Source organism: Lysinibacillus sp. NPDC097868 (genome assembly GCF_044761135.1).
Classification (GTDB): Bacteria; Bacillota; Bacilli; order Bacillales_A; family Planococcaceae; genus Lysinibacillus.
Genome location: NZ_JBIWBS010000001.1, coordinates 708,896 through 729,105, shown reverse-complemented (window position 1 = coordinate 729,105; position 20,210 = coordinate 708,896). Strand labels below are relative to the sequence as shown.

At 38.1% G+C, this 20,210-nt stretch carries 16 protein-coding genes and 1 other annotated feature; of the genes, 4 read left to right on the top strand and 12 right to left on the bottom strand.

All coding sequences use genetic code 11. From position 1 onward, the window contains the following. Window positions 1-61: 61 nt before the first annotated feature. The 4 genes from alaS to recD2 form a co-directional block, all read right to left on the bottom strand. Window positions 62-2,722: an alanine--tRNA ligase gene (alaS, locus tag ACIQXJ_RS03365; RefSeq protein ID WP_403049631.1), complete on the bottom strand. Its 2,661-nt coding sequence runs from the start codon at window positions 2,720-2,722 to the stop codon at window positions 62-64. Between the two features lie 76 nt (window positions 2,723-2,798). Beyond that, window positions 2,799-3,016: a binding site (T-box leader), on the bottom strand. 107 nt (window positions 3,017-3,123) lie between these two features. After that, entirely contained in the window at window positions 3,124-4,554 is a 1,431-nt protein-coding gene (gene hpaB / locus ACIQXJ_RS03360; protein ID WP_403049628.1) for a 4-hydroxyphenylacetate 3-monooxygenase, oxygenase component, read from the bottom strand. A 229-nt stretch (window positions 4,555-4,783) separates the two neighbouring features. Further along, entirely contained in the window at window positions 4,784-6,484 is a 1,701-nt protein-coding gene (locus ACIQXJ_RS03355; protein WP_403049625.1) for a polysaccharide deacetylase family protein, read from the bottom strand. Between the two features lie 32 nt (window positions 6,485-6,516). Further along, window positions 6,517-8,961 (bottom strand): SF1B family DNA helicase RecD2, encoded by a 2,445-nt coding sequence (recD2, locus tag ACIQXJ_RS03350; RefSeq protein ID WP_403049622.1) that lies wholly within the window; start codon window positions 8,959-8,961, stop codon window positions 6,517-6,519. 192 nt (window positions 8,962-9,153) lie between these two features. On the opposite strand from recD2, the gene hisA reads away from it, so the two are divergent. The 3 genes from hisA to ACIQXJ_RS03335 all read left to right on the top strand — a co-directional run bounded on the left by hisA (window position 9,154) and on the right by ACIQXJ_RS03335 (window position 11,271). Then, a complete protein-coding gene (hisA, locus tag ACIQXJ_RS03345; RefSeq protein WP_403049620.1) occupies window positions 9,154-9,921 on the top strand; it encodes a phosphoribosylformimino-5-aminoimidazole carboxamide ribotide isomerase in 768 nt (255 codons plus the stop codon). After that, the gene (locus ACIQXJ_RS03340; protein WP_403049617.1) at window positions 9,918-10,205 is read left to right on the top strand and encodes a hypothetical protein; all 288 of its coding nucleotides are present in this window, start codon (window positions 9,918-9,920) and stop codon (window positions 10,203-10,205) included. The genes hisA and ACIQXJ_RS03340 overlap by 4 nt, the downstream gene beginning before the upstream one ends. 331 nt (window positions 10,206-10,536) lie before the next feature. Next, window positions 10,537-11,271, top strand: coding sequence for a GTP pyrophosphokinase (locus ACIQXJ_RS03335; protein WP_403054813.1), 735 nt, complete (start codon window positions 10,537-10,539; stop codon window positions 11,269-11,271). A gap of 244 nt (window positions 11,272-11,515) precedes the next feature. On the opposite strand, the gene ACIQXJ_RS03330 is transcribed toward ACIQXJ_RS03335, so the two are convergent. The 4 genes from ACIQXJ_RS03330 to cymR form a co-directional block, all read right to left on the bottom strand. After that, entirely contained in the window at window positions 11,516-12,175 is a 660-nt protein-coding gene (locus ACIQXJ_RS03330; RefSeq protein ID WP_403049614.1) for a tetratricopeptide repeat protein, read from the bottom strand. A gap of 142 nt (window positions 12,176-12,317) precedes the next feature. Then, window positions 12,318-13,442 (bottom strand): tRNA 2-thiouridine(34) synthase MnmA, encoded by a 1,125-nt coding sequence (mnmA, locus tag ACIQXJ_RS03325; protein WP_403049611.1) that lies wholly within the window; start codon window positions 13,440-13,442, stop codon window positions 12,318-12,320. A 106-nt stretch (window positions 13,443-13,548) separates the two neighbouring features. Continuing rightward, window positions 13,549-14,694: a cysteine desulfurase family protein gene (locus tag ACIQXJ_RS03320; RefSeq protein ID WP_403049608.1), complete on the bottom strand. Its 1,146-nt coding sequence runs from the start codon at window positions 14,692-14,694 to the stop codon at window positions 13,549-13,551. A gap of 102 nt (window positions 14,695-14,796) precedes the next feature. Beyond that, on the bottom strand, window positions 14,797-15,216 hold the full coding sequence (gene cymR, locus ACIQXJ_RS03315; RefSeq protein WP_403049605.1) for a cysteine metabolism transcriptional regulator CymR: 420 nt from the start codon (window positions 15,214-15,216) through the stop codon (window positions 14,797-14,799). A 135-nt stretch (window positions 15,217-15,351) separates the two neighbouring features. Between cymR and ACIQXJ_RS03310 the strand changes: the two genes are divergently transcribed. Then, window positions 15,352-16,635, top strand: a complete 1,284-nt coding sequence (locus ACIQXJ_RS03310; RefSeq protein ID WP_403049602.1) for a replication-associated recombination protein A — start codon at window positions 15,352-15,354, stop codon at window positions 16,633-16,635. A gap of 207 nt (window positions 16,636-16,842) precedes the next feature. On the opposite strand, the gene ACIQXJ_RS03305 is transcribed toward ACIQXJ_RS03310, so the two are convergent. The 4 genes from ACIQXJ_RS03305 to ACIQXJ_RS03290 all read right to left on the bottom strand — a co-directional run bounded on the left by ACIQXJ_RS03305 (window position 16,843) and on the right by ACIQXJ_RS03290 (window position 20,166). After that, window positions 16,843-17,361 (bottom strand): hypothetical protein, encoded by a 519-nt coding sequence (locus ACIQXJ_RS03305; RefSeq protein ID WP_403049599.1) that lies wholly within the window; start codon window positions 17,359-17,361, stop codon window positions 16,843-16,845. Window positions 17,362-17,582: 221 nt separating this feature from the next. After that, window positions 17,583-17,969 (bottom strand): hypothetical protein, encoded by a 387-nt coding sequence (locus ACIQXJ_RS03300; RefSeq protein ID WP_403049596.1) that lies wholly within the window; start codon window positions 17,967-17,969, stop codon window positions 17,583-17,585. Window positions 17,970-18,249: 280 nt separating this feature from the next. Continuing rightward, window positions 18,250-19,011, bottom strand: coding sequence for a tRNA threonylcarbamoyladenosine dehydratase (locus ACIQXJ_RS03295; RefSeq protein WP_172772163.1), 762 nt, complete (start codon window positions 19,009-19,011; stop codon window positions 18,250-18,252). Between the two features lie 171 nt (window positions 19,012-19,182). Next, window positions 19,183-20,166 carry an N-acetylglucosamine kinase gene (locus tag ACIQXJ_RS03290; RefSeq protein WP_403049594.1) on the bottom strand — a complete coding sequence of 328 codons (984 nt, stop codon included), beginning with the start codon at window positions 20,164-20,166 and terminating at the stop codon, window positions 19,183-19,185. Window positions 20,167-20,210: the final 44 nt, after the last annotated feature.

The window sequence follows — 20,210 nt, the reverse complement described above, 5'->3', positions numbered from 1 at the left end:
GGAGATGTGCAAAGAAGCTCATCTCCGATTTCTCTTTATTATAACCGATTTGACGTATTAATTAAATGGATTTAACGTAATCATACACAGAAAGTAGCGCTTCATCAAGTTTTGATGCATCTTTTGCACCCGCCATCGCCATATCTGGACGACCGCCACCTTTACCGCCACAAGCTTCCGCAACCATTTTCACAATATTTCCTGCATGGTAATTGCCACCAACTAAATCTTTCGTGACACCTGCACATAACATAACTTTATCGCCATCAACAGCACCTAATACGACAACGGCTTTCGTCATTTTACCTTTTAAGTCATCCATCATTTGACGCAATTGGTTATTGTCTTTTGCTTCCACCTTAGTTGAAAGTACAGTTACATCACCAAAAGTTTGTGCTGCATCTACGATAGCGCCTGCTTGAGCATTCGCAATTTTTTGTGACAATCCTTCATTTTCACGTTGTAATTCTTTGTAATCTGCTTGTAATGCATGGACTTTTGTCACAATATCTTTCGGATTTGCTTTTAAAAGTGCTGCTGCATCATTTAATAGCGCCTCTTCTTCTTTGACTGCCTCATATGCCACTTTACCAGTTACAGCCTCTATACGACGAGTTCCTGCACCAATACCACCCTCTGAAACAATTTTAAAGAAGCCTATTTCAGAAGAACGTTTTACATGGATACCACCGCAAAGTTCAATAGAATAATCACCAATAGATACTACGCGAACGATATCTCCGTATTTCTCACCGAATAATGCCATTGCACCCATTGCTCTAGCCTCATCAATTGCTTTTTCTTCAATCACGACTTCAATATCTTCCCACACTTTTTCATTAACGATACGTTCAATTTGTTGTAATTCTTCTTTTGTTACTTGACCGAAGTGAGAGAAGTCAAAACGCAAACGATCTGGCCCAACATATGATCCTGCTTGGTTTACATGATCACCTAATATATCTTTTAATGCACGTTGCATAATGTGCGTTGCTGTATGGTTTTTAATGATTAGATTACGTTCCTCACGATTAACAACCGCTTTTACCGCATCTTCAACATGCATTTCGCCTGATTCCACAAGAACCGTGTGTAACGGTTGTCCATTTGGTGCTTTTTGAACATCCTTAACGATTGCTGTAAAGCCATCATTTGCAATTACACCGCTATCTGCAATTTGTCCACCCATTTCAGCATAGAATGGTGTTTTTGCTAATACAACTAACGCTTCTTGACCTTCTGAAGCTACTTTAGTTACTTGTCCATTAACAATCATCGCGGCAATTTCAGTTTCAACTGATAATGTATCATACCCAACAAATTCACTTGCTACTGTTAAGTTTGCTAGTACTTCATTTTGTACTTGCATTGAATCAACGTCCTGGCGAGCAGCACGCGCACGCTCACGTTGCTCGTTCATTGCAACTTCAAATCCTTCGTGATCTACCTTCATGCCTACTTCTTCCGCATATTCTTCTGTTAATTCAATTGGGAAGCCATACGTGTCATAAAGACGGAATGCATCTGCTCCAGGGATATAATCATGGCCTGCTGCTTTTTGAGCTTCCACAACCTCGTTAAAGATTGCAAGACCGCCATCTAATGTTTCATGGAAACGAATTTCTTCGTTTTTAATAACACGTTGGATAAATTCGCATTTCTCCGTAACTTCTGGGTAGAAATCAACCATAATTTCGCCAACTGTCGGTACTAATTCAAACATGAATGGTTTTTCAATACCAATTTGTTTAGCGTAACGCACTGCACGGCGCAGTAAACGACGCAATACGTACCCACGACCTTCATTTGAAGGAAGTGCACCGTCACCGATAGCAAATGCTACAGTACGGATATGGTCTGCAATCACCTTGAAAGGCGTATTAATGTCTTCTTCTGAGCCAAAGATTTCGCTTAACGCAACTTCACCTGGACGTTTGTATTTTCGATTTGCAAACTGTTCAATTTTTTCAATGATTGGCATGAATAAATCAGTATCAAAGTTCGTCGGAACATTTTGTACAACCGAAACAATACGTTCAAGACCCATTCCAGTATCAATATTTTGCTTTGGTAATGGTGTATAAGTACCGTCTGGATTGTGGTTAAATTGAGAGAACACTAAGTTCCAAACTTCTAAATAACGCTCGTTTTCACCGCCAGGATACATTTCTGGATCATTTTGATCTGAACCATATTCTTCTCCTCGGTCGTAGAAAATTTCTGAGTTTGGACCAGATGGACCTTCACCGATATCCCAGAAGTTTCCTTCTAATCGAATTAAGCGCTCTTCAGGAATACCAATTTCGTTATGCCAAACATCATATGCTTCTTGGTCTTCTGGATGTATTGTAATCGATAAAAGTTCAGGGTCAAAGCCCATCCACTTTTTGTCTGTTAAAAATTCCCATGCATAATGAATTGCTTCTTTTTTGAAGTAATCGCCAATAGAAAAGTTCCCTAGCATTTCAAAAAATGTATGGTGACGTGCAGTCTTCCCTACATTTTCAATATCGTTCGTACGAATTGATTTTTGTGCATTTGTAATACGTGGATTGTCAGGAATAATACGACCGTCAAAATAAGGTTTTAATGTTGCAACACCTGAGTTAATCCAAAGTAATGAAGGGTCATTAATTGGCACAAGTGGTGCTGATGGTTCATGATGATGTCCTTTTTCTTTAAAGAATTCTAAATACAAACGGCGAATTTCTGCTGCTTTCATACGAAAAGTTCCTCCTCTAATTGTGTAAAAATTACGATATGAATCCGCTTGTACGCATAAAAAAGCCCTCATCCCAAAAAGGGACGAGGACTTTGTGTATTGTCTCGCGGTACCACCCTAGTTGTAAGCATATTATACATACTTACCTCTTTAGCACTTGTAACGTAAGTGAACGGCAGGGATTAGCTGCACTCTGGAGTAGCTTTCGGCACTTGTTGACGTGAGGATTTTTTCAGCCTAGAAATCCCTTTCTTCACACGTACAAATACGTACTTGTTCCATCATCGTTTTTTCTATTTTCTAACGCACATTATAAAAAAATTATGTTCTTCTGTCAATCATTGCATTTCTATTCTATACAAAATTATCGAATTCTTCAAACATAAGTCGTTTCTTTAATGCTATTTTTTTAAGAAATTTTCTACTCTTTGCATAAATGGCTCGCGATTATAAGTTTGGTAGAGCAAGCCCGATAAGCGAACCGGATCTCCAAAGAAGTATCGCTCATAAAGTGTTTGCCTTGTGCCAAAAGTACTCATCGTTAAATCCCACGCTAGGCGGAATTTTTTTACACGGTCCTCTCCACCATCTCTAAATGACTGTAAATAATGCTCTAAGTCCCCATTATCTGCGGCAAATGCTTTTTCACTTGGAATAGACATTAAACCACTTGCACCAAGCAATTGGATTATTTCCGTAAAGGTTGGATAAACTTTTGGGAAAACTTGAATGGCAACTTGCAATGTTGGTAAATCTGGTCTTATAAAGCCAAAAACGTCCCTTGTTGCCTCTATTTCTGACTTAAGTAATAAAGCCTTCATTGTTTCTAGCGTTACAATAATTTCAACTACTTTTTGTTGCACATGCTGATAACTACCGATATTAATCGTATCAACAATTGATTGTACAACGCCCAAAACAAATTCAGTTTTAGCAATTTGTCGGGACAATACTTGATGTAAAGAATATGCTTGGAAACCACTAACATTCATGAAACTATTCGCAACTTCTGTATTTTCATAATAAAATACCCGATCCCACGGTACTACGACATCGTCAAATACAACAATCGCATCCATTTCCTCAAATCGAGTGCTTAATGGATAATCAAACGTAGATTCCCCGCCTACAAAAGATTGTCTACATAAAAATTTCAATCCTTTTGTATTACTAGGTATAGAGAAACCAAATCCTTTTTCATCATCAAAACCATTTGTTGATAATACAAGGAGCTCATCGGTAATGCCCCCCTGTGTTGCAAGTAATCTTGCACCTTTAATGACCAAACCTTCGTTCGTCTTCCCTACAATTTTAGCAGCAATGATGACCTCATCATTTTCATAATGATAACTATGACGGTTTACTTGAGGCTCAATAAATGTATGTGTCATCGTTAAATCATTTTCACGTGCATATTCATAAAAATTCAGCAGATGATCCGGAAAACAATTCGGCTTATCTTTTAAGTATTCGGCTGCTGAAGCCAATGCCATTACAGTAGTGTTCATATAATCAGGACTTCTTCCCATAAATCCATGATTAGATAAAGCCCACTCTCGAGCAGCTTGACGTCTTTTCACCAAATCTTCGTCCTTTGTCACTTGTAGATAAGACATCCCGACCCGCTGGTTACTTGTAGGTGACACATAAGTCATACTATCATGTAAATTTTCATCATGCTGCAAATCAAAAAGTTTAGCTTGACTTTGTATAACGCCTTTAAAGGCCGGATGTTCTGAAACATTTCCCGTAACAACTTCCCCATCTATCGATATATATGTTTGCAATGCATCAATGCGTTTAATATATTGCTGGCCTGTAATTGCTGGCATACATTCACCCCTAAAATGGACCTATGTTTTTAATTCTCATGTATTATATGACCTAGTAGGCTGAATCGTTCCTCGCCTCTTATCTGTATGATAAACGCCGAACTGTGCTATTTTTGTTTGCATACAATTAATTTAATCGAGTAAACCACTACAAAATAAACCCGCAGCTTCCATGAAGATGCGGGTTTGTTTTGTATAGTCCAAGAAGGCAATTAAGAGCCCTCCTCTGTTATTGTGCATACGGTGAGACCATTTTTTTGAACTGTGTGAAGGACGTTTGTTGATCGCTGTATAAGCGTTTAATTTGGTAAACATCATCATACGGATTGTTGTAGCCAGGCTTTGTTGAAAAGGCCATTGCAAATCCTGCTTCTTTTACTGCATAAATTGTATTGGTAGTATATTGACCAAATGGATAAGCAAATGCTTTTGCCCCAGGAATTATTGTTAAACTGCGCTTTAAATCTTGTACAACTTCATGATATGGAATCAGCAACATTTTCCCTTTATTTCCGATTATATCATGTAAATTGTATGTATGAGACTCATACGTAAAGACATCTTGCATGAGCTCCATATCTTGTCTTGAAAGTGCTTGTAAATCATTATAATTAAATAGTTGCTCTGCAGGAGAATATTCATTTCGATACGTAATTAAAAATTGCGTTGCTTGAAAACCATGTTTTTTTAATATTGGATAAGCATATTCTCTTGTGGATAATAAGCCATCATCAAATGTTAGGACGATCGAATAAGCAGGCAATGTAATTTCATTACGCATAAAACGTAATAAATCATCAGCACTAACCGTTTCAAATTTTTTATCTTTTAAATACTTCATTTCATTAGCGAATTGAGTATCTGTCATTGTAGTACTTACATTTTTAAAGCGCCCAAGCTCATTCACCTTCAATAAATGGTGGTACATCATAACAGGAACACCACGATCTATAGCTACCTTAGAACTGTGAATATAGCCTTCACGACCACCAATTGTCGTGACATACCAATTAGCTTCTTTTCGTAAAATAGGATAACGTCGATTAGTATCAAGCTTTGCAAATGGCAATAGTTTGTTCGTTGTTCGATCATAAATCTCACTATTCCCTGATATCGGAATAAAATATTGATTGATTACTGCATTATCCTTACCACTATTTTTATAAGTTGGTGTATTCACAAACTTCACTTTCGATTTTTCAGCATAGACAAACGTCTTGCCCCACCGAACTTGAACATAGGTTTCATCACCTACACCTGCCACTTCCAATTGCTGACCTTTTAAAAGGGTCGCTATAGACATGGGCTGTTCTCTACGAAGGTCATAAAGCACAGTATTTTCTAATGCTTCAATATAGCCATTTTGCTTACTTGGCGGTGTTGGGGTTGGAGGTGGTGTTGGCTTTCCAATCGGCTTCGTTGATGTATCCGTTGTCTCTTGTCCTTTTTCTTCTTTAACAAAATTACTATGTACATAACCAAGTCGTCCGTTCACAGCAATTCCGTACCAACTGCCCATTCTACTATAAATGGGGAAACGAACACCTTCAGACAATGTTGCAAATTGCACTAACTTATTGCTTGTATTATCATATATAGGCGTTACCTTCGTTGCTACAATATAATCTTTTATCTTGGCAACTGAAGGAACAGTATTTTTATATGTTGTGGATGGAACAACGGTTGTGTAACGTTTATCGACATAACCGTAGCTACCACCCCAACGAATTTGCCACCAATTTGTCCCATAATCTTTTGTCACTTCAAAGGTTTGCCCTCCGGATAATGTTCCTACTTGTTCAAGTGAGCCTGAACGATTATCAAAGACAGTTGCTTCCTCATTCACTAGAATAACGACATTACTGGCATGTACCTTCTGTGCGAACGGTAATAACAGCAGAAATAGAAGCAATAACACGATGCGTTTCACTTTCTTCACCTCATAAAACTTATTTTCAATTTTTACTCATCCATAAAATCATATGGAGATATGCCATCCATTCCAATCATTGGATGTATATATGGTACCGTTTCTACTGTTAGCTGTAGAACAGTCATAGGATCCTCTGGTCGGTCTTCTCCTGCAATTGTCTCCTCTATTGTCTCCTTCACTTCAATAACCGCATTGGAAGATGCATCCATTGGGTTAAGTCGTGCTCGTAGAGACGTGAACCGTTGTAAATCGTCTGTACGCTGTAAGCCATTAGCTAGCACATCTGGCTCACCACATAAAATTAAGAAATTTTTCGCTCGCGTAATTCCAGTATATAGCAAATTACGACGGAGCATTTTAGAATAGCCACGAACAACTGGCATAATCACCGTTTGAAACTCTGAGCCTTGCGATTTATGGATAGAACAACAATACGCAAGGGTTAACTGATTAAGATCGCTCCGTTGGTAAGTTACTTCAATACCATCAAATGACACGACAAGCAAATCCTGCTTTTCAATCGTTTCCTTTGCTTTAATAATACTAATGACTTCCCCCATATCTCCGTTAAAGACATTGCTTTCTGGCTGGTTTACAAGCTGTAACACCTTGTCCTTAATACGATACGTTACATCACCAAAGATAAGCTCTTTTCTTGAGCCTGTATCATTCGGGTTAACAAGGTCTTGAATCATTTTATTTAAATTATCGATTCCAGCAGGCCCTTTATACATCGGCGCTAACACTTGAATATTACGTATTTCTTGACCTTTCGATACAGCACTTTTTACAACTTGCGTTACGACGTTTGCCACTTGATCTGGTGATGCTTTAATAAATGAACGATCAGACGTTTTCATCGTCAAATCATTAGGAATTGTACCTCGCTTAATTTGATGAGCAAGTTCAATAATCGTTGAACCTTCTGCCTGACGATAAACATCAGTCAACTCAACAGTCGGAATTTGTTGCGAGGCAAGTAAATCTTTGAGTACTTGTCCAGGACCTACTGGTGGTAACTGATCTTGGTCACCTACAAAAACAACTTGAACATCCTCATGTAATGATTTTAATAATTGGTGGGCAAGCCATGTATCAACCATTGACATTTCATCAACAATTATAAGTTTTCCAGTAACTTCTCGCTCGGTTTCTTCTTCCTTCTCCTGACCTGTGAAACCTAGCAAACGGTGAATTGTCATAGCAGGTAGCTCTGTAGACTCTGATAATCGTTTAGCAGCACGTCCTGTTGGTGCACATAAAATGATAGGAAATGGCTCTTCTTTTTGCGCATATTCCTTAGGATTTAATGAAAGACCATGAAGCTTTGCATAAACTTCTACAATCCCTCTGACAACAGTCGTTTTCCCTGTGCCAGGACCACCCGTCAAAATCATCACAGCTGAATTAAGAGCCTGTTCAATCGCAAATGCTTGTGTTTCTGCATATGTGACGTTTAAAAAAGCTTCCGTATCCCCGACGGCCTTACGAATTTCATCTTTACTAAAATGCTTAGCCTGACTATTTCGTTCGGTTAACGCGATAATTTTTGACGCAATTCCAATCTCAGAAAAATATAGGGATGGCAAATAAAGCCTTGTTTCTTCTCCATATATTTTATTTTCCTCACGCATATCGATACAAGCCTTAGAGATTGCTTCATACGGAATTTCTTGGCGTTGACTTTGCTCGAGCATATCTTTCACTTGTGGTAGGACGTGCTCCGCATCTAAAAATACATGGCCGTCTGATAATGCAGCTGTATTTAGAGTATGTAAAATCGCAGCCTTAATACGGTCAGGATGATTACCGGTAATGCCTAATTTTGCACCAAGCTCATCTGCCCGAAAAAAGCCGACACCATCCACATCTTCAATGAGTCGATAAGGATTTTCAGTCAAAAAATCAATTGTTTCTGTACGATACGTTTGATAAATTTTCATTCCGAGCTGCGGGCCAAATCCCCATTCATTCAATTGAATCATGACACGCTCTAATCCAAGATTTTGCTCAATTGTGCGATGGATGACTTCCTTTTTTTCAGCCGATAATCGAGGTACAACATCGAGCACATTTGGATCTTCTAATATAAGACGGATTGTATTTGCACCAAGCTTTTCAACAATTGTTTCAGCAGTTTTCTTCCCTATACCAACAAATAAGTCACTTGATAAGTAATGAACAATTCCTTGCTCAGTTGCGGGCACTTCCTTTGTAAACGTCTCAACTTGAAATTGTACACCATATTTTGGATGTTGTCTCATACTTCCTGTAAAACGATATTGTTCATCCATTTGCAATTGCGGGAAATAACCAACTACAATAATTTCCTTATCGTCATATTGCAAATTTGTTTCTTGAATTTTCACACGAACAATAGAATACATATTTTGAGTATTATGGAAAATAGATACAATAGGACGTCCGAGAATAAATAGCTTATTCAACTCAAATAAATCTAGATTTTCTGTCATTATCGATTCGTCCCCTTCTCGTTTATTTCAATTTTATTATTTTACCACAGCACGTTAAGAAATATCGTTTTAACTAGAAAAACCTAAAAATTTTTAACATTATTTTGACAAATGACGAATTACGGCTCATTTATCTCTAACCATGCTATGATAGATACAATGAACTTGTTGTTTGGAAGGATTGTGAAGCTATTGGAATTTAGACCTTGCATCGATTTACATGATGGCAAAGTAAAACAAATTGTTGGAAGTACACTTGGACATACAGATCAAGAAGTTATCGAAAATTTCATTTCAGATTATGACTCTAGCTATTATGCTAACATGTTTGCAGAGGATCAATTAGTAGGTGGTCATGTCATCATGCTTGGCAGGGGAAATGAACAAGCCGCAATAGCAGCATTAGCAGCATATCCAGGAGGCCTACAAGTCGGAGGCGGCATTACTGCAGAAAACGCAAAAAAGTACATAGATGCAGGTGCCTCGCATGTTATCGTGACATCCTATATCTTTCATGATGGGAAACTCGACATTAATCGCTTAGAGCAACTAGTTCATACTATTGGGAAAAAACATCTCGTAATTGACCTAAGCTGTAGAATGCGCGATAACAAATGGTTTGTAGTAACTGATAAATGGACCAAATTTAGTGATTTTGAAGTGAATGCAAAGACCATTGCCTATATTGAGGAATTTTGTGATGAATTACTGATTCACGCCGTCGATGTTGAAGGGAAAAAAGGCGGTATGCAGGAAAGCTTGGTACGGGATTTAGCTGCTTGGACATCCATTCCAACAACCTATGCTGGCGGAGTTCGTTCTTTAGAAGACTTAGAAAAATTCAAAGCAATTTCAGACGGTAAGCTTCATGTCACAATTGGTAGTTCACTTTCTATTTTTGGTGGAGATTTACCTTATGCTGAAGTTGTGAATTATTGTAAAAAAGGCGGGGTACTGTGAAACTAATATATAATGATTTTGTTTTTCCATTTGAAGAGACAAATTTAGAACGCATTATTGATAGAAAATATTTTAAGGTGAATACGTTAGATGATTTGTTATCATTACAGATTCAACTTGATAACGAACAAATGTTACTTGAGTTTTCTAAATCATTAAAAGCAACTTGCGGCTTCCTGCGTGATCAAGAAACCGAGCCATATATCGGTACTTATATTGACTTACAACTATTCGTTGACGAGTTCAATAAGCGTTACAATTTAGATGCTAAAATTATCGTTTAAAATTATAAAAACGCAGACAAAATACTTCGAGGGGCCATACCTTTCGAAGTATTTTTCTTTTTTAGAAGCGGATAGTCTCCTTCAAAACAAAGACACAAAAATTAATTGTAGCCGTGGCTGTGGAATGGGAGCACTTGGAACGAGAATCAACGGTGTCCTACCCTGTGTTGCATACATTCTTTTGTAGAGCACAAATTTCTATTTTCCCCTTCTTTTTGTTAAGCTTGAAAGAAGGAATACTAATTTTGTTGCCCTATCATCCGATAAGGAGCTCAACTTGCATCCTATCACGGATAGAACGATTTTTTCAGAAGAAAGGATTTATTTTATGATGAAAAACGAACTCGAAGCCACAACTTTAAAAACTTTCCAAACAGAGCTTACCCGCTTTTTCCTAGCATATAAATTTGCTTTAAATGAAGTTGAAACGAAAATCAATATTTTACAAGAAGAATTCAAACTTATTCATGAATATAATCCAATTGAACATGTCTCGACCCGAGTGAAATCACCAAAAAGCATATTATTAAAGATGACGAAAAAAGAGCTAACACCCGCCATTGATAGTATTCGCGACAATATTCGTGATATAGCGGGCGTCCGAATTACGTGCTCTTTTGTAGAAGATATTTACAAAGTAAGTGCGATGCTTCAAGCACAAAATGATATTGAAGTCGTCGATGTAAAAGATTATATTGCTTATCCAAAAGACAATGGCTACCAAAGCCTACACCTTATTATTAAAATTCCAATCTTTATGTCCGATCGAATGGAAAAAGTATATACTGAAATTCAAATCCGTACGATTGCAATGGATTTTTGGGCAAGTCTCGAACATAAAATTTATTATAAATATAATAAAGAAGTACCTGCACACATTCGTAATGAACTTAAAGATGCGGCATTACAAGCTGCAGAATTAGATCGTAAAATGGAGCGGCTCAATAAAGAAATCAATATTTTAAAAGAAAACGACACAGAACACTCCCTTTTAGAGTCAACTCCGATTGCACATTTAGCGCAATACTTATCGCAGCTCACATTTGACAGTAAAGATAGTAAATAATTGAGCGAAAGATCAAGCTGGGACAACTTAATAGAAGGGAGAGCATTAGTTGTTGGTAGCGAAGGCGGCGACTAATGCGGGAACGCACGCAGCGTAAGACGTGGGCATTCCAAGCGTTAGCGAGGGTTGAGGCTTACGTTGTCCGAGGAAAGTGTCCGTAGTAGCGGACAACAACGGTTACAGCAAAAAAGTGTTAGATTGATTACAGTCAATCTAACACTTTTTCACTTTTGTCCCAACCTCTTTAGTTAAATCGTTGGGCAATCATATCGTAAATATAGCGCGCTTGGTCATATTCTGGTTGAATCGTAAATGCCTGCTTCAAATGATACATAGCATCCTCTGTTTGTTCAGTAGATACCGCATACAGAACACCTAAATTATAATGAGCATCTGCATTATTCCAATCCAGTTCGATTATATAATCTAATTCCTTCTTACCTTCTTCGAACATTTCTAATGCACATAACACGATAGCATACGCAAGTCGAATTTGTGTATCTTCAGGCGCAATCTCTGCCGCACGTTGTAAATATGGCAATGCCAGCTTTGGATTTTCCATTCGTTCAAAGCATTTCCCCATCATATAATAAACATCTGCACCTGCAATTTTATGCTGTACCGCTTGCTCATAAAGTTTTAATGCTTCTGCATAGCGTTCCGCATTATAATATAAATTGGCTAAGCCGTAATATGCAGTAGCTGCCGTTTCATCTACAGTAATTGCCTTTTGAAAAAAGCGTTCTGCTCGTTCTGTATCTTCTAGTACAGCCAATAAATTCCCAAAATTCACATAGCCAATTGCATTACCAGGCTCTGTTTCAATTGCTTGGGTAAATAGTTGTGCAGCATCCTCATAACGTTTCTCTTGGAATGCTACGATGCCCTGCTCGTTAAAATCCAAATCATTTCACCTCTATGTAGCGAAAAGACTGCAAATCCTATCGCTTATTCGTTTACACCGAGTGACTACATTAACTCAATGTATTTCCTTATTTCCTAAGAAAATCAACTGAAATAAGTTTGTTTTGCAGCCCTTTTGCAAGTTATCCAACATATGTTAGTTTTTCATTACTTTTAAAGACTTCATCAATTGTACCGCCACCTAAGCAAACTTCACCGTCATATAAAACAACAGCCTGTCCTGGTGTAATGGCACGTACTGGTTCAGCAAACTCAATGTGCACGCGACCATCTTCTAAAATTTCTACCTCAACAGGTGTGTCTGTTTGACGGTAGCGGAATTTCGCAGTACAAGAAAATTTCCCGGGCAATTTTTTTGTCGAAGTATAGCCCATTTTCACAGCTGTCAGTGAAGTTGAGTATAAAGCATCGTGGTCAAACCCTTGGCCGACTAGTAACACATTACGCGCTAAATCTTTTCCAAGTACGAACCAAGGCTCACCGTCTCCACCTATACCAAGACCATGACGTTGACCTAATGTATAATACATTAAACCATCATGTTGCCCCATGACTACGCCATCCATCGTTTCCATTTTGCCTGGTTGAGCCGGTAAGTATTGACTTAAAAACTCTTTAAAGTTACGCTCTCCAATAAAGCAAATCCCAGTCGAATCCTTTTTCTTGGCTGTAGCAAGACCTGCTTCTTCTGCTATTTTACGCACTTCTTTTTTCTCAATATCTCCTATTGGGAACATTACATGCGCTAGTTGCTCTTGCGATAATTGATTAAGGAAATAAGTTTGGTCCTTATTATCATCAACACCACGAAGCATACGTACTTCGCCATCACCACTGCGATCAATGCGTGCATAATGTCCTGTTGCCAAGTAATCTGCCCCAAGGTCCATTGCATGTTCTAGGAAAGCTTTAAACTTAATTTCCTTATTGCACATTACATCAGGGTTAGGTGTGCGTCCTGCTTTATATTCTTCTAAAAAGTATGTGAAAACTTTATCCCAATATTGCTTTTCAAAATTCACAGCATAATAGGGAATGCCAATTTGATTACATACTTTAATTACATCTTCATAGTCTTCTGTTGCTGTACAAACGCCATTTTCGTCTGTATCATCCCAGTTTTTCATAAAAATACCAATTACTTCATACCCTTGTTGCTTTAGCATATATGCAGCAACCGAAGAGTCTACCCCACCTGACATGCCGACGACGACACGAATTTCCGATGGGTCACGTGTTTCGATCATTGTGGTCACCTTTTCTTTTATTCAATTCATATAAACCGAGCTCTAAGGCTTTGCAAATATACATAGCATTTAATTAATTCGGTTTAAATTGATAGTAATTAACAAATTATTTTGCCAGCTTTTTCACAATCGCTGCTGTTTTTTCTGCCGCTTGGCGGACAGCTTCTTCTGTTAGACCTTGGCCAAAGCTAAAGCGAATAGAGTTTCGTAACTCCTCTGCCCCTTTGCCGTACATAGCAACTAACACATGTGAAGGATCAATTGTACCAGCTGTACATGCAGAACCACTGGATGCGCAAATGCCAGCCATATCAAGATTCACTAAAAATGACTCTACCTCCATATTAGCAAAGCTGACATTTAATACGTGCGGTAGGACATTTTGTGTTTCGCCATTGACATGAAATACTAGTTTTTCATGTGTAAAAACCTCAAGCATAATTTGTTTAAAGCGATTGTACAGTGTTCGCTTACTTTCGCGCAACTGACTTGCATTTTCAGCAGCAGTAGCAAAGCCAATAACAGCTGGTATATTTTCAGTACCAGCACGACGTTTTTTCTCCTGGTCACCGCCTAACGCATAGCTAGCAAGTGGTGTACCAGTTTTCTGATAAAGGAAGCCAATCCCTTTTGGCCCATTAATCTTATGCGCAGACACACTTAATAAATCAACCTGCAAAGCTGCTACATCAATTGTCTCTAAACCATAAGCCTGAACAGCATCTGTATGGAACGACGCTTTATGCTCACGTAACAACTCACCTATTTCAGCAATTGGCTGAATTGAACCAACTTCATTATTGCCATACATAATTGTTACGAGAATCGTATCGTCACGTAACGCCTCTTGTACCGCTTCGACAGTTATGCGTCCATGCGCATCAACTGGTAAATACGTCACTTCAAAGCCCTCTCGTTCTAACTTCTCACAAGTATGTAACACCGCATGATGTTCGATTTGAGTTGTAATAATGTGCTTCCCTTCAGCAGCTCGCGCCGCAACAGTTCCAATAATTGCCGTATTATCCGCTTCCGTACCGCCACTTGTTAAAATAATTTCCCCTGGCTTCGCACCTATCGATTGTGCTAGGACATCACGTGCATTATCTAAATGTTTGCGAGCCTCTCGTCCAGCTCCGTGAATACTTGATGCATTTCCAAATACATCACGCATCGCTAAAGTCATCGCCTCTATTACCTTGTCATTCATTGGGGATGTTGCCGCATGATCAAGATAGATATATGAATTCATGTTGAAAACTCCTTTATACGAAAACACTAAACCACTATTCATTCCAAACTGGTAAAAACCTAACAGTGCTTACACCTTTGGAGGTGGTTTAGCCTAGAAATATTAAATATAAAACATATAGCCGTCTGTTACATTTTCCTCTGTATACTGTGCTAAATCTTCAATAGACGTTGTATCTAATACATTTTTCACAGCATCACGGATTCGTAACCATAGTTCACGTTGAGGTGCTTCCTCATTTTCGATACCCTCTACAGGCTGAATTGGTCCTTCTAATACACTAATTACATTCGCTGCTGAAATCTCACTTGGTGGGTTTGCAAGCATGTAACCACCATAAGCTCCGCGAACACTTTTTACCAAACCTGAATTGCGCAATGGCGATACGAGTTGCTCTAAGTACGCTTCAGAAAGCTCCTTTTCAGCAGCAATTTTGCGTAATGGAATTGGCCCTTCACCATAATGCTTTGCCAATTCAATCATAATCGTGAGACCGTAACGGCCCTTTGTAGAAATTTTCATTTTATCACCCTCAATTAGTCTAGTCAAAATACTACCAACAGTATATCATAATCTCCTCTTGAAGAACTCGGAAATACTCTTGGAAGGTTATGATATACTATGAATTAGAACAAACGTACGAAAGGGGATATTCTTTTGCATAATGAACCACTTGCATATCGGATGCGCCCATTAACGCTGGATGAAATCATTGGTCAACAAGATTTCGTCGGTCCTGATACTGCTCTATACAAAATGATTCAAAATGGGCATGTTCCTTCCATGTTATTATACGGAGAGCCAGGCATAGGTAAAACATCAATAGCAAATGCCATCGCAGGAAGCTCTAAACTACCCTTTTTCGCACTTAATGCGACTCGTGCTGGGAAAAAAGACGTTGAAGATATAGTACAAGAAGCAAGAATCTCTGGGAAAGTTATACTGTTTCTAGATGAGATACATCGTTTCAATAAATTACAGCAGGATACATTACTACCACATGTGGAAAATGGCTCTATTATTTTAATAGGTGCGACAACTGAAAATCCATATCATGATGTAAACCCTGCTATTCGCTCACGTTGTGGAGAAATTCATCAGTTAAAAAAATTAACAACAGCCAATTTAGTAGAACTTATTCAAAAGGCACTTACCGATGACAAACGTGGACTAGGAAAATATCATTTTGCACTGACAGATCCACAAGTTGAACAAATCGCAACAGCAGCAAATGGGGATGCACGCAAGGCACTAACATTGCTCGAGTCGATTTATTATGCAAGTGATGAAGTGAACGGACAAACAATAGCTTCTGATCATATTCTAGAACATCTTATTGGCAGAATTGGCGTATACGGAGATAAAAATGGCTCACACTTTTATAACTTGCTGTCAGCATTACAAAAATCAGTACGTGGAAGCGATACGAATGCGGCGTTGTATTATTTAGCACATTTACTTGAAACAGGTGATTTGGTTGCAGTTAGTCGCCGTTTACTTGTTATGGCCTATGAAGATATTGGTCTTGCCAACCCACAAGTAGGGACACACATGCTTGCAGCTGTTCAGGCAGCAGAACGTTTAGGATTACCTGAAGCACGGATTCCGCTAGCAAGTGCTGTCATTGAAATGTGCCTTGCTTCAAAATCAAATTCTGCCATATCTGCTATTGATGCTGCTATTGCAAGTATCCATGCAGGTAAAACGGGAGATATTCCGCACCATTTACGCGATGCACATTATGATGGTGCCAAAGATTTAGGCCATGTTGGTTATCAATATCCGCATAACAGCCCTATCGGTACTTTTGGTGGCTGGGTAGATCAACAATATTTACCGGACGAGCTTGTTGGTACAGAATTTTATAAACCAGTTATTGCAGGTGAAGAGAAACGTATGGCAAGTATTTACGATAAGCTTAAATCTTTCCGTCACAGGTAAAGTGCCAGGCACTCAAACAATTTACCATGCTAGACATGTGTAAGCCGCAACAAACCGCGCGACAGCGAGGGTTGCGGCTTACAACTTGTGCTGCGCGGAAAGCGTAGTGGAGTGCCAGGCACATAAACAATTTCATCTAAATTACCTCACAAAAATGAAAAACCATTGTCGTTATGCTGTTCGACAATGGTAATAATTCATTTCTTATTAATTAATGGATTCCTTCTCAACAAACAATTTAAATTGCTGTAAACATTGCTTGACGTCGCCTTTTTGGGCAAGTACTTCTTCTCTTAAAGCAGCTACCTTATCACTATCTTCTACTACATCACCATATAGGGCGATAATAGCAGTTAATAGCTCCTCATTCTCTTCCTGCTCAATACTTGGTAAAGAACGGGCGGCAATTGTTAATAAACGTGTTACTTTCTCAGGTGTTTTTTGTAGCTCATTTGAAGAATAATAGATGGAAGCTGCTAAAAAATAACAAAGCTTGGCACTACAATCTATAAACAAGTGCCAATATGTATTGGCTTTCGGTAGTTCACCTGCTCTAGCAACTAAATATTCCTTATAAAATGTTGTAGCTTGTGTATATAAAGGCGTTAAAGCTCTCATGGCTTTTGTGTAATTATTAGACGTATCTAAATAATCAAATACAATACTATTCATTTTCTCTTGAAGTTTTACGATATCTAAATGTTCACGAATTACTTGTATTTCCATTTTCCCACTCTCCCATGTTCTCATTTGTTTTAGCAAACGCCATTTCCACTTCCCCTAAGTAGATTTGAACATTCCAAACAAGCTGACCTATCATCTATATATATTGGAATTATTCAAATTATAGCAATAAACCAAAAGAAGAAGTGAGCACATGAAAAAAATAAGGCAATTTCGTGAATTATTAGCATTTTGTGTACGTAAAATTAATTATTTTGGTAAAATTAAACTCTTTGTATATAGTAATCAAACAAAAATTGTTCCTTTTCTTGATTGATTATTTCGACGATGCTACCGTTAGCATATTTTTTAATTCTTTGTTTTGGACTATAAAAATACGCATTATTCGTAATTAGCCATTGGCTTAACGTCAGCTCTGTCGCTGGTTGCTGTTCAGTTAAAATTCGTTTATGCCGAAGTATATCCGCCATTTTGTAAAAACCATCTGATAATTCATAAGCAGATACATCAAAATTAAAAACAGGTGTCACAACCTGTCCAACATCAAAAATATGTATCGTCTTTTTCTCCTCATCAATCGCTAATTCCACTGTGCTAATTTCATCGAATAGATTCAATCCTCTATATTCCATTTGATAAATTTGCTCCATTATTAATGAATGCCCCCTCTTTTATAACAGCCCTATTGTAACATAGAAAAAGTGAACGACTGTTGCATAAGTAACATAAGGGAGCATTTTTAGTCATTTCTCCTACTGATTTTCTTGTCATAAAAGAAAAGAATCTACAAGTCATCTATGAAAAAGTAAGCATGTGCAGGCACAAACTCACAACTTCACCAAGGAAAACTTTGCAGATTCTTCTTTTAAATAACATAAAAACATTTTCAATTTTAATGTGCTAGTTACTGCTAAATACAAGACAAATAGCTTAGCCTTGTACTCGAGTAATTTTCACATCTTCTACAATTTTATTGACAACCCAACTTGCTGCTATTAAACCTGCAACAGAAGGGACAAACGCGTTAGAAGATGGTGGCATTTTCGCCTTGCGGATAGCAGCATCAGGTTTCCCCACATGCTCTACGACATCTGGACGTACGACAATCGGGCTTTCATCAGAGAATACAACTGTTACCCCTTTATGAATACCATCTTTTCGTAATTTTGTACGAATTACTTTTGCTAATGGATCTGTATGCGTTTTCGAAATATCCGCGATTTTGAAGCGGGTTGGGTCCATTTTATTGGCAGCGCCCATACTTGAAATAATTGGGATGTTACGTTTTAAACATTCTTTCATAATGTGAATTTTATAAATCACAGTATCGCTCGCGTCAATAACATAGTCGATTCCTTGTGCAAAAAATTCCTCATATGTTTCTTCCGTATAAAACATATGCATATCAATTACTTCACATTCTGGATTAATATCAGCAATACGCTCTTTCATAACACCCGATTTGGATTTTCCTACAGTAGAAAGATACGCTACTAATTGACGGTTAACGTTCGTAATATCTACATTATCCTTATCAACTAAAATAATGCGACCAATACCACTACGAGCACATGCCTCTGCAGCAAATGAGCCGACGCCGCCTACACCTAGAATGGCTACTGTTGTATTTTTTAATTTTTCGAGTCCCTCAGTACCTATCGCGAGCTCGTTACGAGAAAATTGATGTAACATCCTTACACTCTCCATCTATCTAATTTTTATTAGTAAACCTAGTTATATACTAAGATAAAATCAAACCTATATTACATTCTATCATGATATTGTTCAAGTGGAAATTCTCAAAAAGAACTCGCACAGTCGTTGTACTAAAAAATTTCGCATAGATGGTTGTTTTTTGCCTATTTAGTCATTTTCCCATTTCTCAAAATTTGCTTGAAACGCTTCAATAAATGACACATCTAGTTGAACGTGCGCTTGTTTAAAGGCTCCGACAACCGCCCCACCAATCGGCTCTAAATCAGGTAAAATAAATTGTATCGGCAACTGATCTGCTAATGCTAATTGTTCAAGATGCGAAACAATAGTAGGATTATTCGAAAATACACCGCCTGCTAATACTACGGGTACATTTTCTCTCCCCCATGACATGCTGGCATAACATGTTTTTATCGCCGTATAGTATTTGACACAAGCGTCTTGCACAATGTGTTTGGCTATACAATCTCCTTTTTCTGCAACTTGAAAAACATATTTGCCAATTGGTGCAATCACTGTTCTCGGGTGCTCCACTCCATAAATATGTTCAATTAATTGCGGAACACAATCAACTGAGAAATGTTGTAGTATTATATCGGTTAAAACTGTTGGCTGTGCACGCTGATCATAGCTTTGAAAAACAGCCTTTAGCACATGAATGCCTAAATCATAACCACTACCTTCATCATCAAATAAGTACCCCCAGCCACCAACACGATTAACCATATGCTGATGGTTGAACCCCATCGTAATCGCACCCGTACCAGCAATTTGGACAATTCCTTCTTGTCCCATCGTACCAGCATATAGCGCAATTAAAGCATCATTCTCTATTACAACGGTCGTCGTCTTATCAACATATTGACGAATAATACTTTCTACTATGCCTTCAGCTTGCCGTTCCTTCACCCCTGCCATACCAGCAAAGCAACTATGTATTGCTGTCAATATTTGTGGCGTTTGCTCCTGTATTTTCTGTAACAATCCGTGAATTGTTGCCTCAAAATCATGTGCATCCATTGCAGTAGGGTTACTACGTGATGTCATTACCTTGCCATAAATAGTGCCATATTCATCACAAATAACAGCACAAGTTTTTGTTCCCCCTCCATCTATCGCTAGCACATACATCCTTTTTTTGCTCCTTTCTATATGAAAAAGGATTAAGCACATAC